Below are 15,273 nucleotides of genomic sequence, written 5' to 3' on the forward strand. Positions count from 1 at the left end.
CACAATCGAAGCCGCGACCGTCGTCAGGCCGCAGGACGCCCGGCTGCAGATGTTCGCCGAGTTCTGGCACTATTTCTCGATCAACAAGGGCGCGGTGATCGGCCTCTTCGTCTTCGCGCTGCTGATCCTGATCGCGGTCTTCGCGCCGCTGCTCGCCCCGCATTCGCCGGACGACCAGTTCCGCGACTTCTTCCTGACGCCGCCGGCCTGGCAGGCGGGCGGCAGCGCCCAGTTCCTGCTCGGTACCGACGCCGTCGGCCGCGACATTCTCTCGCGCCTGATCTACGGCTCGCGCTTCTCGCTCGCCATCGGCTTCGTCGTCGTCACCACGGCGCTGATCTCCGGCGTCATCCTCGGCCTGCTCGCCGGCTACTGCCGCGGCTGGGTGGATACGCTCATCATGCGCATCATGGACATCATCCTGGCCTTCCCGTCGCTGCTGCTGGCGCTGGTGCTGGTCGCCGTTCTCGGACCTGGGCTGGTCAACGCCATGATCGCCATTGCCTTCGTGCTGCAGCCGCACTTCGCCCGGCTCACCCGCGCCGCCGTGATGGCGGAGAAGAACCGCGAATATGTCATCTCGGCCAAGGTCGCGGGCGCAAGCCATCTCAGGCTGATGCTGGTCACCATCCTGCCCAACTGCATCGCGCCGCTGATCGTGCAGGCGACGCTGTCCTTCTCCAACGCCATCCTCGAAGCCGCCGCCCTCGGCTTCCTCGGCATGGGCGCGCAGCCGCCGACGCCGGAATGGGGCACGATGCTGGCCGAGGCGCGCGAGTTCATCCTGCGCGCCTGGTGGGTGGTGACCTTCCCCGGCCTTGCCATCCTGATCACCGTCTTTGCCATCAACCTGATCGGCGACGGCCTGCGCGACGCGCTCGACCCCAAGCTGAAGAGGTCGTGAGCATGTCCCTGCTCGAGATCAAGAACCTCACCGTTTCCTTCGACACCGCCGCCGGTCCGTTCATGGCCGTGCAGGGCATCGACCTGTCGATCGAGCCGCGCGAAGTGCTGGCGATCGTCGGCGAATCCGGTTCCGGCAAATCGGTGGCGATGCTGGCGGTGATGGGGCTGCTGCCCAACACCGCGACCGTCAAGGCCGACCGCATGGCCTTCGACGGCGTCGATCTGCTGAAGCTCAGCCCGTCCGAGCGGCGCAAGATCGTCGGCAAGGATATCTCCATGATCTTCCAGGAGCCGATCGCCAGCCTCAACCCGTGCTTCACCGTCGGCTTCCAGATCGAGGAGGTGCTGCGCTTCCATATGGGCATGGACCGCGCCCAGCGCCGCGCGCGCGCCATCGAATTGATGAAGCTCGTCGGCATTGCCGATCCGGAAGAACGGCTGAGCTCGTTTCCGCACCAGATGTCGGGCGGCCAGTGCCAGCGCGTCATGATCGCCATCGCCATCGCCTGCAATCCGAAGCTCTTGATCGCGGACGAGCCGACCACCGCGCTCGATGTCACCATCCAGAAGCAGATCCTTGATCTCCTGGTTTCGCTGCAGGCCAAATACGGCATGGGCCTGATCATGATCACCCACAATATGGGCGTGGTGGCCGAGACAGCCGACCGCGTCATCGTTCAGTACAAGGGCCGCAAGATGGAAGAGGCCGACGTGCTGTCGCTGTTCGAGAGCCCGAAAAGCAACTACACGCGCGCGCTGCTGTCGGCGCTGCCGGAGAACGCGGTCGGCGACCGGCTGCCGACCGTTTCCGACATGCTGTTCGAGCCGGCGCCCTCGGCCGCGGGAGCCTCCGCATGAGCACCACCGTCCTCGAAGGCAAGAACATCGTTCGCGACTACCATATCGGCGGCGGCCTGTTCAGCGGGCCGCGCACGGTGCACGCGGTCAAGGGCGTCTCGTTCACCGTGGATAAGGGCAAGACGCTCGCCATCGTCGGCGAAAGCGGCTGCGGCAAGTCCACGCTCGCCCGCATCATCACGCTCATCGATCCGGCGACATCGGGCGAACTGTTCATCGACGGCAACAAGGTCGACATCGCCAGGGGCGGATTGACCAGGGAGATGCGCCGCAAGGTGCAGATCGTCTTCCAGAACCCCTACGGATCGCTCAACCCGCGCCAGAAGATCGGCGACGTGCTGGGCGAGCCGCTGCTGATCAACACCGACAAGACGGCCGCCGAGCGGCGCGACCTCGCCATGAAGATGCTGAAGAAGGTCGGCCTCGGTCACGAGCACTACAACCGCTATCCCCACATGTTCTCGGGCGGCCAGCGCCAGCGCATCGCCATCGCCCGTGCGCTGATGCTGAACCCGAGCCTTCTGGTGCTGGACGAGCCGGTCTCGGCGCTCGATCTTTCGGTGCAGGCACAGGTGCTCAACCTGCTCGCCGACCTGCAGGACGAATTCCAGCTGACCTATGTCTTCATCAGCCACGATCTCTCCGTGGTGCGCTACATCGCCGACGACGTGATGGTGATGTATTTCGGCGAGGCGGTCGAATACGGCTCGCGCGACGAGGTCTTTTCAGACCCCAAGCACAGCTACACCAGGACGCTGTTCGCCGCCACGCCGCGCGCCGATGTCGCCAGCATCAAGGCGAGGCTGGCGAAGAAGAAAGCGGCGTGACTCCAATTCGTCATCCTAGGGCGGAGCGCCGCAACGCGGTGCGGAGATCCTAGGATCCATGCCGTTATCTCAGCCGAAAAGCGCTGCGGAGCAGGTTGTGCACCGTGGTAACGCTCGCATATCACGGCATGAATCCTCGGGTCTGCGCCGCGTCGCTCCGCTCCTTGCTCCGCCCGTGGATGACGAAACGGAGGCAGTCACGCCTCCGGTTTCTCTCGCGAAAAGGGTCGAGCGCTACGACAGCTTCGCGATGACAGCCCGCAGCGCTTCACCGAAACGCCTGACTTCCTCGACCGTATTGTAGTGCACCAGCGAGGCGCGGATGGCGCCGCTGTCCATCGACAGGTTGAGGCGCTTCATCAGGCGCGGGGCGTACATGTGGCCGTCGCGAATGCCGATCTGCATCTCGGCCATTTCCTCGACGATCCGCTGCGGCGACAATTTGCCGATGTTGAAACAGAAGGTCGGCACGCGTTCGTTGATCCGGGCCTCCTCGGAAACGCCGTAGATTGTTGCCCCGCAGCTCTTCAGCACAGCCAGCATCTCGCGCGCCAGCACCAGCTCGTAGTCGCGGATGGCGCCCATGCCGGCGACGATGTTTTCGCGCCGCGAGCGGTTGTTGGACGGAGCAAGATTGCGGCCGATGAGCTCGAGATACTGCACGGCCGCATCCATGCCCGACACGTTCTCGTAAATGAAGGTGCCGGCCTCGACCTTGTAGGGCGGCTCGTCGGGGATGAAGTCCTCGCGGAAGGTCGGCAGTCGCTTCAGCGTTTCGAAGCGGCCCCACAGGAAACCCATATGCGGCGAGAAATTCTTGTAGCCGGAACAGACGAGATAGTCGCAATCCCATGCCTGGACGTCGATCAGCCCATGCGGCCCGTAATGCACGCAGTCGAGGAACACTTCGGCGCCGGCGGCGTGGGCAATCCCCGCCACTGAAGCCACGTCGACGATCGAGCCGATGGAATGCGCCGTCACCGTGCAGGCGACAAGCCGGGTGCGTTCTGAAACCAGCGGGCGCAAATCGTCGACATGCAAATTGCCGTCCTCGCGCATGCGCCACCACTTGAACTTGGCGCCGGCGGATTCGAGCGCCAGCCATGTCGCGATGTTGGCGTCGTGGTCCATGTCGGTGACGACGATCTCGTCGCGCTCTCCAAGCATCTGGCCGATGCCGAGGCTGACCAGGCGGATGAACGAGGTGGCGTTCATGCCGAAGCAGATCTCGGATGGGCTGTAGGCATTGATCAGCAGTGCCACGCTTGTCCGCGCATCGGCGACCGATTGGTCAACGGTGACGCTGCGCCCATAACGGCCGCCGCGCTGCACATTGTGCGAAACCAGATGGTTGGTCACCGCATCGAGCACGCTCTGCGGAATCTGCGCGCCGGCGGCGTTGTCCAGGAAGATGAAGTCGCCTGCCCGCTGCAAGGCCGGGAACATCGCCCGGATTCTTTCAACAGGGAACGCGCCGGAAGTGCCGGTCGCATTGGCGGCTTGATGCTTGTTCATGGTCGTCTCCTGCGAAGTGCTCGGTAGAGGGGAAATTGTAGGCGCGGTCAGCGCGTCTTCTCGGTCTTGAAACGGTCTTCAAGCAGGCTGACGAGGCGAACCATCGGCCACAGGAAGATGAGATAGACCAGGGCTGCGCCGATCAGCGGCGAGGGGTTGGCGTAGAGCGACTGCGCATTGGTCGCTTCCTTCAGGAGTTCCGGCAGCGCCACGGTGGAGGCGAGCGAGGTGTCCTTGAACATCGAGACGCAGTTGCTGGTCATCGGCGGGATGACCACGCGCACCGCCTGCGGCAGCACCACCTTGCGCAAGGTCAAAAGGAACGGCAGGCCGAGCGCCTGCGACGCCTCGAACTGGCCGCGCGGAATGCTTTCGATGCCGGAGCGGAACACTTCCGCCGAATAGGCCGACATGATGATGGCGAAGGCCGTCACGGCGGAAGCCCAGGACGACAGGCGGATGCCGAGGAAGGGCAGGGCATAATAGATCAGGATCAGCACCACCAGCACCGGCAGCGCGCGGAAGATGTCGGTGTAGCCGACCGCCAGCCATCTGAGCGGCTTCGGCGCATAAAGCCGCAACAGGCTGATCACCAGGCCGATGGGGATGCCGATGCCGATGCTGAGCAGGCCGAGCAGCAGCGTGTTGAGAAAGCCGCGCAGCAGCGCCGGCAGACTGGACGCGATGACGTCGGCGTTGAAGAAGGTATCGAGCAGCGACATGGGAGGCTTTCCCGAACCGTTTGGCGTCCCTTGACGCCGGAGCAGAGGTCCGGAACAGCGAAAGCGGTTTTGCCGCGCCGCGCTGGTTCCGGGAGACTATGTATCAAACGGAACGTGCCGGCCTTTCGAGCCGGCACGTTCTCCTTGGCGGCCGCCGCTCAGGCCTTCGGCACCGGCATTTCCTTGGCGGTCGAGGAATCGGCGGGCGCGTCGCTGCCGAACCACTTCTTGTGGATCGCGGCCAGCGTGCCGTCCTTCTTCATTGCCGTCAGCGCGTCGTTGAGCTTGCCGAGCAGCGGGTGGTCCTTGGTCATCATCAGCCCGTACTGTTCGCCGGTCTTGATGCGTTCCTTGACGGTGAGATCCTTCATCTTGGTGAAGGAGTACTGCATGCCCGGAATGTCGCTGACAGCCGCGTCGATGCGCCCGGCGCTGAGGTCGAGCAAAAGGTTCTGCTGTGTGTCATAGCCCTTAACATCGCTGAGGCCATCGGCCTCCTGATGCGCCTTGACCCAGGTCTCGCCGGTCGAGCCGGACAGCACGCCGACGATCTTGCCCTTGAGGTCGGCCTCGGCCTTGATCGGGCTGTCGGTCTTGGTGGCGATGCCCATGTCGGAATCATAGTAAGGCTGCGTGAACGACTGCGACTTCAGCCGCTCCGGCGTGATGGTGATCGACGAGATGGCGACATCGATGCGCTTCGAGGTGGTGGCGGCGAACAGCGCCTGGAAGCCGAGATCGGCGATGTCGGTGGTCATGCCGACGCGCTTTGCCGCTTCGTTGACGATGTCGACTTCAAAGCCCTCGAAAGTGCCGCTCTCGTTCTTGTACTCGAACGGAGGGTTGGTCGGGTAGGCGCCGACATTGAGCACATCGGCGGCATAGGCGGTTGCCGGTCCGGCGGCGATGCCGATGGCGGCCGCGAGGAGGATGAGATTGCGACGGGTCAGGCTCATTGTTGGTCCCTCTGGGGTGTTCCCTCTGGTTGTTGATCGGGCGGGCTGATGCCCGCACGGTTTCTTGCCGCCCCACCTCCCAGCGGGGCGTCAATTCATGCTCGCCGCCATACGGTCGGGCGCTGTCCGGTCGCGGCAGACGCACATGGGCGGGAAGGCAAGGTTGGCGATGCTCTCGGTATGCGGATCGCGGATCTGGCGCGCGCACGCCATCGCACGCATGGCGCGTGTCGGAGGATGACTGGGGGCAGCATGAACGACAAGGACTGAAACCCTTTGATCCCACCCGATGCACCGATGGATGTCCGGCAAGCCCGTCCGGAACGGCAGTCGCCATCGATCGAGGAATGCTTATCCAAACCGCGGCAGTTTTCAAGGCAAAAGTTTTAAGCTTAAAAAGTTGGCGGCGACGGCGCCTGGCAAACCTTTCGATAGCGCTAGCTGCGGCCGCTACCGCCCAGCTCAGCATCCGCGCCGGCTTTGCCGGCGGCAGCGCCAGCCCCCAGAAACATCGTGTCGCTGGCCAGGATAAAGAAACTGGCGCCGAGTGTCGCCCATTGGGCGACATCCTGCGGCCTCGCGCAGAAGATCCCGGATGTCCTGCCATGCGCGATCGTCACATCGATGATCCTGTGTATCGCTTGCGCGAGCTTGTCGGCGCCTTTCGGGCCGATCGCATCGATCGATACGGAGAGATCGCCGGGCCCGACGAAGGTCACGTCGACACCCTCGACGGCGGCGATCGCCTCGATATTGGCCAGCCCTTCCGATGTCTCGACCTGAACCGCCACGACGATGCTGTCATTGGCCTGAGCGAGATATTCGGAGATGCGGTAGCCATAGCCGGCGGCCCGCCCGGGCCCGACGCCGCGCTCGCCGGTCGGCGGATAACGCGAGGCCTTCACCGCCGCCTGCGCCTGGGCAGCGGTCGAGACGCGCGGGACGAGCACGCCTTGCGCGCCGCTGTCCAATGCCGCGGCGATCGCTTCCGGTGCATGGCCGGGCACGCGCACAATGGCCGGCACGCGATGGATATCGGCCGCGCGCACCATTGTTTCGATCATGTCGCGCGAAATCTGGGCATGTTCCCAATCGATGCAGAGGAAATCGAGACCGGACTGCGCCATCACTTCGACCGCAACGGGATGCGGAATGGCGGCAAAGGAGCCGACGAGGCTTTCCCTGCCGATGCATTTGTTGCGAAACCCGCTCATCGCTCCATCCCTTTGTTGTCGTGCCGGAATTCATATCCGCAAACAGCGGCGAGGCGAAGCTATTTCAGGCTTGAAATATTTTCGCGCGGGCCTAGCGTGTCGATCTCCCGCCGCGAGTTCCGGACATGATCAAAGCGCATCCCCTGCACCGCCCAAACAGACTGAAGCTCGGCGTCTTCTCGACCAATGCCGATGGCGGCCTTGCCATATCGGATGTGCCTGAACGCTGGACGGCAAGCTGGCACGACAATCTGACGGCGGCGCAGATCGCCGACCGCGCGGGGCTGGAATTCCTGCTGCCGATTGCGCGCTGGCGCGGCTTTGGCGGCCGCAACAGGGTGCGCGAATGGTCGTTCGAGACCTTCACCTGGGCGGCGGCGCTCAGTGTGGCCACCCAGCAGATCGGCCTGTTCATGACCGTGCATGTGCCCCTCGTGCATCCGCTGTACGCCGCCAAGGCGCTGGCGACGGTCGATCATATCAGCCAGGGCCGTGCCGGCCTCAACATCGTCTGCGGCTGGAACCCGAAGGAATTCGGCATGTTCGGCACGCCGCTGGTCGAGAAGGGGTATGATCAGGCCGCCGAATGGATCGAAATTCTGGAAAGGCTTTATGCGTCGGCTGAACCTCTCGACTATGAGGGCACTTATTATCGTCTCAAGGAGGCGGTCAGCCGGCCGGCCAGCCTGCAAGTTCCGCGCCCGGTGACGATGAACGCGGCTTTCGGCGGTCCGGGCCGCGATTTCGCCGCCGCCCGTTGCGACTATCTGTTCACGACCTTTTCCGAAATGGACGATGCCGGCAAACATGTCGCCGATATCAGTGAGCGGGCCGACAAGGCTGGCCGCGAGGTCGGCGTCTACACCGTGGCGCATGTCGTCTGCCGGCCGACGATGGAGGAGGCGCAGGCCTATTACACGCGCTATGCCGTCGATCTGGCCGACCGTGAGGCGGTCGATGCCCATATGGCCGGCAAGAAGGAATTCTCGCGGTCGCACGACCCGTATGCCTATGACCGCTACCGCCAGCGTTTCGCCGGCGGCGCCGGCACCTATCCTTTGGTCGGAACGCCCGAAACGATCGCCGCCGATATGGTCGCCATTGCCGGGCATGGCTACCAGGGCATTGCGCTGTCCTTCGTCAACTACACGCAGGAACTCCCCTATTTCTGCGATCACGTGCTGCCGCTGCTGGAGCGGGCCGGCCTTCGCGGAAAATAGTCTGGCCGATGCCTTCCTGATTTCTCATCCTGGGGTCTGCGCCGTATCGCTACGCTCCTTGCTGCACCCAGGATGACGAAGCGACGGCCGATTATTCCGGAATAACCGCGGTGGCCTGGATCTCCACCTTGGCTCGGTCCTCGACCAGTGCCATCACCTGCATCGCGGCCATCGCCGGGAAATGCCGGCCGATCACCTTGCGATAGGCCTCGCCTATACCCCTGAGATTGGCCAGATATTCGCTCTTATCGGTGAAATACCACGTCATTGACGTGATGTGCCGCGGCTCAGCTCCGGCCTCCGCCAGCACCGCGACGATATTTTGAAGCGTCTGCCGCACCTGGCCGACGAAATCGTCGGTCTCGAACTGGCACTGCCCATTCCAGCCGACCTGTCCGCCGACGAAGACAAGCCGCCCGCGAGCCGCTACGCCATTGGAGTAACCGACCGGCTTGGCCCAGCCATCCGGCTGCAGAATCTCGTGCATTTCAAACTCTCCGCAATATCCGCGTTCGAAACCGTCCAAACCTTGACGTGACCGGAGTCAGGCCGCCCCCATCACCTGTCGCGCGATCACCACCTTCTGCACGTCGGAAGCACCCTCATAGATGCGCAGCGCGCGGATCTCGCGATACAGGCCTTCGACGATATGACCCTTGCGGACGCCGTCGCCGCCATGCAGTTGCACCGCTTTATCGATCACCTCTTGCGCCTTGTCCGTGGCGAACAGTTTGGCCATCGCCGCCTCGCGCGTCACCCGCGCCGCGCCCATGTCCTTGGTCCAGGCGGCGCGGTAGACCAAAAGCGCCGCGGCATCGACGTCGAGCGCCATGTCGGCGATATGGCCCTGCACCATCTGCAGCTCGGCCATCGGCGCGCCGAACAGCTTGCGTTCGGCCACCCGCTTGATGCTTTCATCGAGTGCGCGGCGAGCAAAGCCGAGTGCCGCCGCGCCGACGGTCGAGCGGAACACGTCGAGCACCGACATGGCGATGCGAAAGCCGTCGCCCGGTTTGCCGATCAGCGCCGAGGCGGGCAGGCGGACCTGATCGAAAGACAGTCGTGCCAGCGGATGCGGCGCTATGACTTCCAGGCGCTCCGCGATGCCGAGGCCCTTGCTGTCCCCGGGCACGATGAAGGCTGATAGCCCCTTGGCGGCGGGTGCCTCGCCTGTGCGGGCAAAGACGACATAGAGATCGGCGATGCCGCCATTGGAGATCCAGGTCTTTTCGCCCGACAGGACATAGCCGTCACCATCGCGGGTCGCTGTCATCTCCATATTGGCGACATCCGATCCCGAGCGCGGCTCCGACAGCGCAAAGGCGGAAATGACCTTGCCGGCGCGCGTCTTCAAAAGCCATTGCTGCTGCTGCGGCGTGCCGAACAGGCTGAGCGCTCCGGTGCCGAGCCCTTGCATGGCGAAGGCGAAATCCGCGAGCCCGTCATGCCGCGCCAGCGTCTCGCGCGTGATGCACAAGGTGCGCACGTCGAGCGGTCCCGGATTGTCGGTGTCGAGCGCCGTCGGTTTCAGCCAGCCGTCCCGGCCGAGTTTTTGCACCAGCTCGCGGCAGGCGGCGTCGACGTCATGGTGATCGACGGGTAGGTTCTTCGCGCACCATGCTTCGAGGTGCTCGGCCAGTTCGCGATGACGGTCTTCGAAGAAGGGCCAGTCGAGGAAGGAGCGGTCAGGCATGCCTATCTCCTTCTGCGCCGAGTTCCTTCACACCCCCCTCTGGCCTGCCGGCCATCTCCCCCGCAAGGGGGGAGATCATCTGGCGGTCATGTTTTCGCCAATAATAGACGTTGCCGAAGGAGCGGCGACGCTGAGGCTGCCAATCTCCCCCCTTGCGGGGGAGATGGCCGGCAGGCCAGAGGGGGGTGCCTGGGCAAAAACCGCTCATCCTCAATTCCCCTCGAACACCGGCTTTTCCTTGGCAACGAAGGCCTTGTATGCCCGCTCGAAATCGCGCGTCTGCATGCAGATCGCTTGCGCCTGAGCTTCCGCCTCGATCGCCTGGTCAAGGCCCATCGACCATTCCTGGTTCAACTGCGTCTTGGTGATGCCGTGGGCGAAGGTCGGGCCGGAGACGATGCGCGCCGCCATGTCGAGCGCGTCGGCCTCGAGCGATGCGGCATCGACCAATCTGTTGTAGAACCCCCAGCGCTCGCCTTCGGCAGCCGTCATGTTGCGGCCGGTGTAGAGCAGTTCGGCGGCGCGGCCCTGGCCGATGATGCGCGGCAGGATCGCGCAGGCTCCCATGTCGCAGCCGGCAAGACCGACGCGGGTGAACAGGAATGCCGTCTTGGCGTCCGGCGTGGCGATGCGGATGTCGGAGCTCATGGCGATGATGGCGCCGGCGCCGACCGCCACGCCGTCGACCGCCGCGATGATCGGCTTGCCGCAATTCAGCATCGCCTTTACGAAATCGCCGGTCATGCGGGTGAAGGCCAGGAGCTGCTTCATGTCCATCTTGACCAGCGGGCCGATAATATCGTGGACATCGCCGCCGGAGCAGAAATTCCCGCCATTGGACAGGAACACCACGGCATCGACATCGTCGGCATAGACGAGGTCGCGGAATGTATCGCGCAGTTCCGCATAGCTGTCGAAGGTCAGCGGGTTCTTGCGCTCCGGCCGGTCGAGCCGGACCTTGGCGATCCGGCCTTCGACCTGCCAGAGGAAATGCTTCGGCTTGAAGCCGACCATCTTGCTCATTCGCGTCCCTCCCAGTTGCTGCGGAACGAGGTCAGCATGCCGGTCAGCCGGCGTGCGTCGTCCTCGCTCACCTTGCCCAGCAATTCGCCGACCCAGCCCTCGTGAGCGGCAGCGATGACGGCGAAGGATTTGGAGCCTTCATCCGTCAGCCGCACCATCGAGGTGCGGCGGTCGCCATTGCGGCGGGCGCGGGCGACCAGCCCCTCGGATACGAGCCGATCGACGATGCCCGTGACATTGCCGTTGGACACCAGCAGGAAGCGCGACAGATCGCTCATCAGCATGCCTTCGGGCGCACGGTAGAGCGCGGCCATCACGTCGAAGCGCGGCAACGTCGTGTTGAATTCCTTCTTCAGCCGCTCGCGCAGTTCGGCCTCGATCGTGCGCGAGGCGCGCAGCAGCCTGATCCACAGCCGCAAGCGGTCCTTGCCGGGTCCCGACGGCGCGGGCAGGGGGCCGGCTACCATGTTTCGCCTCCTGAGATCGAAATTGCCTGTCCGGTGATCGACGCCGCCGCATCGCCGCACAGCCACAGCACGGCAGCGGCAATTTCCTGCGGCCGGATGAAGCGGCCTTGCGGATTGGTCGCGGCAAGGCTCGCCCGCGCCTGTTCAGTCGAGCGGCCGGTTTTTTCCACGATCCGCTCAATGGACTCGTCCAGCATGTCCGTCTCGACAAACCCCGGGCACACCGCATTGACGGTCACGCCGGATTTCGCCGTCTCGGCGGCCAGCGCCCTCATCAGACCGACGACGCCATGCTTGGCCGCCACGTAAGGCGCGACATACGCGTAGCCCTTCAGTCCGGCGGTAGACGCGATGAAGACGATGCGGCCTGCCTTGCGCGCGGCCATGCCGGCGAGCGCTGGCTTCACCGTCAGAAAGGCGCCGGTCAGGTTGACATCGAGCGTGCGCTGCCAGTCGGCCAGCGTGGTCCTGTGCGCCGGCGTGCTGCCCGCCATGCCGGCATTGGCGACGACGATGTCGAACGGCCCACGCGCGGCCTCCGCCGTCTCGTAAAGCGATGCCATCGCCGCCTCACTGGTGACATCGGCAGTGATGGCGAAAATGCCTTTGCTTTCGCCAGCTACCTTGGCCAGCTCCGCCTCGCGCCGGCCGCAAATCGTGACGTCCATGCCGGCACCAGCCAGCGCCAGAGCGATCGCTCGGCCGACACCAGACCCGCCGCCGGTGACAAGGGCATGGCTGCCGGCGATCATCGCGGCGGCCGTCATACTTTCAGCCCCGCTGAGGCGTCGCGTTCGGCCAGTCGGTAGATCTGGTCGCGCCCCGGCAGATAAGGATCCGGCCATTTCACGCCACGGTCGCCGAGCGCCACCGCCGCATGCAGCGTCCAGTAGGGATCGGCCAGATGCGGCCGTGCCAGCGCCACCAGGTCGGCGCGGCCGGCCATCAGGATCGAATTGACATGGTCCGGCTCATAGATGTTGCCGACCGCCATCGTCGCCATGCCGACCTCGTTGCGGATGCGGTCGGAAAACGGCGTCTGGAACATGCGGCCATAGACCGGCTTTGCCAGCACCGAAGTTTGTCCTGCCGAGACGTCGCAAATGTCGACGCCGGCCTCATGCAACAGCCGCGCGATCTCGACGGCGTCGGCGGGTGTTACGCCTTCGATGCCGACCCAGTCATTGGCCGAAATGCGCATTGAGATCGGCTTCTGCGCCGGCCAGGCGGCGCGTACGGCGCGAAAGATTTCAAGGGGATATCGCATGCGGTTTTCCAGCGAACCGCCATACGCATCCGTGCGCCGGTTGGTGACCGGCGTGATGAAGGACGACAGGAGATAGCCGTGCGCGGCGTGGATCTCGAGCATGTCGAAGCCGCAGCGGTCGGCCATCTCAGCCGAAGCCACGAACTCGTCGCGCACTCTGTCCATGTCGGCGCGGTCCATCGCCTTCGGCACCTGATTCTGCGGCGACCAAGCGACCGCCGATGCCGCCATGACTGGCCAGTTACCCGAGGCGAGCGGCACGTCCGTGCCTTCCCACCCAACCTGGGTCGAACCCTTGGCGCCGGAATGGCCGATCTGTGCGCAGATCTTCGCCTCGGTCTCGGTATGGACGAAATCGACCAGCCGTTTCCACGCCGCCTCATGTTCGGGCGCATAGAAGCCCGGGCAGCCGGGCGTGATCCGCCCTTCGGGGCTGACGCAGGTCATCTCGATATAGATGAGCCCGGCGCCGCCCTTGGCACGCTCGGCATAGTGCGTGAAATGCCAGTCCGTCGGGCAGCCGTCGACGGCCTTGTACTGCGCCATCGGCGAGACGACCACGCGGTTGCTGAGCCGCATGTCGCGCAGCTTGAAGGGCGCGAACATTGGCGCGCGGCGCAGCCTGTTGGCGCCGGCGCCCGCCTGGCGCTGGAACCATTCCTCCGCGCTTTCAAGCCACTCCGCGTCGCGCAGCCGTAGGTTTTCGTGGCTGATGCGCTGCGAACGGGTCAGCAGCGAATAGTTGAACTGCACCGGATCGAGGCCGAGATAGCGCTCGACTTCCTCGAACCATTCGAGCGAATTGCGTGCCGCCGACTGCAGCTTCAGCACCTCGGTGCGGCGCGCATCCTCATATTTGCGGAAGGCGGCGTCGAGGTCCGGTTCGGTTTCGACATACTCGGCCAGCGCAACCGCGCTTTCCAGCGCCAGCTTGGTGCCGGAGCCGATCGAGAAATGCGCTGAAGCCGCCGCGTCGCCCATCAGCGCCAGATTCTCAGACGACCAGCGCTCGCACAGCACGCGCGGGAAATTGATCCAGGCCGAACCCCTGATGTGGTTGGCATTGGTCATCAGCTTGTGGCCGCCAAGATGCTTTTCGAAGATGCGCTCGCAGACGGCGATGGATTCCTGCTGCGTCATGGCGCCGAAGCCGAAGGCGGCCCAGGTCTGTTCGCTGCACTCGACGATGAAGGTCGCGGTGTCGCTGTCGAACTGGTAGGCGTGCGCCCACACCCAGCCATGCTCGGTCTTTTCGAAGATGAAGGTGAAGGCGTCGTCGAATTTCTGGTGGGTGCCGAGCCACACGAACTTGCATTTGCGCGTGTCGATGTCGGGCTTGAAGATGTCGACGAAGCTGTTGCGCGCCCTGGAATTCAGCCCGTCTGCGGCGACGACCAGGTCATGCGTCTCCATATAGGGCCGGGGATCGGCGATGTCGGTCTCGAACATCAGCCTGACACCGAGCTCGCGTGCGCGCCGTTGCAACAGGATCAAGAGCCGCTTGCGGCCGATGCCGCAGAAGCCATGGCCTGAGGATACAGTGCGCACGCCGTCATGGACCACGGCGATGTCGTCCCAATACGCAAAATGCTTCTTGATCCAGACGGCGCTGACCGGATCGTTCCTGGCCAGATTCTCGAGCGTTTCGGCTGACAGAACGACGCCCCAGCCGAACGTGTCGTCGGCGCGATTACGCTCGAAAACCGTCACATCGTGCGCGGCGTCCCTCAGCTTCATCGAAATGGCGAAGTAAAGGCCGGCTGGTCCGCCGCCGAGAACCGCAACCTTCATCTGTGCGATCTCCTCTTCGCTTGCTTGGTTTCAGTATCGCGCCGGGGCCAAGATATTTCAAGCTTAAAGTTTTATATCGAAACGATTATGCGAAATAGCGGGCCGCGCGCTCGCGCATCGCCGCGCGCGGCCCGTGGGGTCACTTTTCCGGGTTCTTCGGGCTCCACAGCACCGTCTCGGCACCCTTCTCGTAAGCCATGCCGTCGGGATAGCTGATCGCTTCCAGCTGCAAGCCCCAAGGCGCCTGGAAGTAAAGGATGGTCTGGCCGGCGGCGGGTCCTTCCTTGACCGGCAGCGGCCCCAACCTGGTCTTTACGCCCTTGGCCTCGAGATAGGCTTTCGCCGCCGCGACGTCGTCGACATAGAAGGCGATGTGAAAACCGCCAATGTCGCTGTTCTTCGGTGTCAGGTCCTTCTGGTCCGGCGCGGTGTATTTGAACAGCTCTATGTTCGACCCCGTGCCGCAGCGAACCATGGTGACCTGCTCGATGACAGCCTTCGGATCGACGCCGAGAAGATCCTGCATGAAGGTGCCCTTGTCGTCGGCGAACGGGCCGAACGACATTGCCTTCTTGCAGCCGACCACGTCGGTGAAGAAATCGACCGCCTGCTTCATGTCGGGAACCGTGATGCCGGTGTGGTCGTGCCCGCGCATGCCGGGGATCGAGCTTGCTGCCGCCATACCGGTGCTGCCGAGGATGGCGGCAGCGAGTGCTGCATTTCGAATTATTGTCTTCATGTCAGTTTCTCCTCCATTTGGCGGGGCTTTGTCATTGGCCGGTCGCACATCCGAGCCCGCTTTTCGGCGTGCGTA

15 protein-coding genes are annotated in these 15,273 nt (G+C 64.1%); 4 read left to right on the forward strand and 11 right to left on the reverse strand.

All coding sequences use genetic code 11. The features are described from left to right. Positions 1-49 precede the first annotated feature (49 nt). From LB547_RS14340 to LB547_RS14350, 3 genes are read left to right on the forward strand one after another with little or no spacing between them, the layout of a single operon-like run. Entirely contained in the window at positions 50-904 is an 855-nt protein-coding gene (locus tag LB547_RS14340) for an ABC transporter permease subunit (protein ID WP_181169874.1), read from the forward strand. Positions 905-906: 2 nt separating this feature from the next. After that, positions 907-1,764, forward strand: coding sequence for an ABC transporter ATP-binding protein (locus LB547_RS14345; RefSeq protein WP_140497000.1), 858 nt, complete (start codon positions 907-909; stop codon positions 1,762-1,764). Further along, positions 1,761-2,591, forward strand: coding sequence for a dipeptide ABC transporter ATP-binding protein (locus LB547_RS14350; RefSeq protein WP_140496998.1), 831 nt, complete (start codon positions 1,761-1,763; stop codon positions 2,589-2,591). The genes LB547_RS14345 and LB547_RS14350 overlap by 4 nt, the downstream gene beginning before the upstream one ends. Before the next feature lie 234 nt (positions 2,592-2,825). Here LB547_RS14350 and LB547_RS14355 read toward each other — a convergent pair whose 3' ends face one another. The 4 genes from LB547_RS14355 to LB547_RS14370 form a co-directional block, all read right to left on the reverse strand. Continuing rightward, positions 2,826-4,106, reverse strand: coding sequence for a cysteine desulfurase-like protein (locus LB547_RS14355; protein ID WP_140496995.1), 1,281 nt, complete (start codon positions 4,104-4,106; stop codon positions 2,826-2,828). A 47-nt stretch (positions 4,107-4,153) separates the two neighbouring features. Next, entirely contained in the window at positions 4,154-4,828 is a 675-nt protein-coding gene (locus LB547_RS14360; protein ID WP_140496993.1) for an amino acid ABC transporter permease, read from the reverse strand. 158 nt (positions 4,829-4,986) lie between these two features. Further along, a complete protein-coding gene (locus tag LB547_RS14365; RefSeq protein ID WP_140496991.1) occupies positions 4,987-5,784 on the reverse strand; it encodes an ABC transporter substrate-binding protein in 798 nt (265 codons plus the stop codon). Positions 5,785-6,221: 437 nt separating this feature from the next. Then, entirely contained in the window at positions 6,222-6,998 is a 777-nt protein-coding gene (locus tag LB547_RS14370) for an HpcH/HpaI aldolase family protein (protein WP_140759386.1), read from the reverse strand. A 125-nt stretch (positions 6,999-7,123) separates the two neighbouring features. Between LB547_RS14370 and LB547_RS14375 the strand changes: the two genes are divergently transcribed. Continuing rightward, positions 7,124-8,218: an LLM class flavin-dependent oxidoreductase gene (locus LB547_RS14375; RefSeq protein ID WP_140649417.1), complete on the forward strand. Its 1,095-nt coding sequence runs from the start codon at positions 7,124-7,126 to the stop codon at positions 8,216-8,218. A 91-nt stretch (positions 8,219-8,309) separates the two neighbouring features. On the opposite strand, the gene LB547_RS14380 is transcribed toward LB547_RS14375, so the two are convergent. The 7 genes from LB547_RS14380 to LB547_RS14410 all read right to left on the reverse strand — a co-directional run bounded on the left by LB547_RS14380 (position 8,310) and on the right by LB547_RS14410 (position 15,198). Beyond that, positions 8,310-8,705: a RidA family protein gene (locus LB547_RS14380; RefSeq protein ID WP_140496985.1), complete on the reverse strand. Its 396-nt coding sequence runs from the start codon at positions 8,703-8,705 to the stop codon at positions 8,310-8,312. 57 nt (positions 8,706-8,762) lie between these two features. After that, positions 8,763-9,911: an acyl-CoA dehydrogenase family protein gene (locus LB547_RS14385; protein WP_140496983.1), complete on the reverse strand. Its 1,149-nt coding sequence runs from the start codon at positions 9,909-9,911 to the stop codon at positions 8,763-8,765. A gap of 210 nt (positions 9,912-10,121) precedes the next feature. Further along, complete coding sequence (locus tag LB547_RS14390; protein WP_140759388.1) at positions 10,122-10,934, reverse strand: enoyl-CoA hydratase family protein; 813 nt, start codon at positions 10,932-10,934, stop codon at positions 10,122-10,124. Further along, complete coding sequence (locus LB547_RS14395) at positions 10,931-11,401, reverse strand: MarR family winged helix-turn-helix transcriptional regulator (RefSeq protein WP_140513060.1); 471 nt, start codon at positions 11,399-11,401, stop codon at positions 10,931-10,933. Before LB547_RS14395 ends, LB547_RS14390 begins: the two co-directional genes overlap by 4 nt. Next, the gene (locus LB547_RS14400) at positions 11,395-12,168 is read right to left on the reverse strand and encodes an SDR family NAD(P)-dependent oxidoreductase (RefSeq protein ID WP_140759390.1); all 774 of its coding nucleotides are present in this window, start codon (positions 12,166-12,168) and stop codon (positions 11,395-11,397) included. The genes LB547_RS14395 and LB547_RS14400 overlap by 7 nt, the downstream gene beginning before the upstream one ends. Beyond that, entirely contained in the window at positions 12,165-14,459 is a 2,295-nt protein-coding gene (locus LB547_RS14405; protein ID WP_140759392.1) for a bifunctional salicylyl-CoA 5-hydroxylase/oxidoreductase, read from the reverse strand. The genes LB547_RS14400 and LB547_RS14405 overlap by 4 nt, the downstream gene beginning before the upstream one ends. A gap of 139 nt (positions 14,460-14,598) precedes the next feature. Next, positions 14,599-15,198 (reverse strand): VOC family protein, encoded by a 600-nt coding sequence (locus LB547_RS14410; protein WP_140496973.1) that lies wholly within the window; start codon positions 15,196-15,198, stop codon positions 14,599-14,601. Positions 15,199-15,273: the final 75 nt, after the last annotated feature.

The sequence above is a fragment of the Mesorhizobium sp. B264B1B genome, assembly GCF_020165765.1.
Lineage (GTDB): Bacteria > Pseudomonadota > Alphaproteobacteria > Rhizobiales > Rhizobiaceae > Mesorhizobium.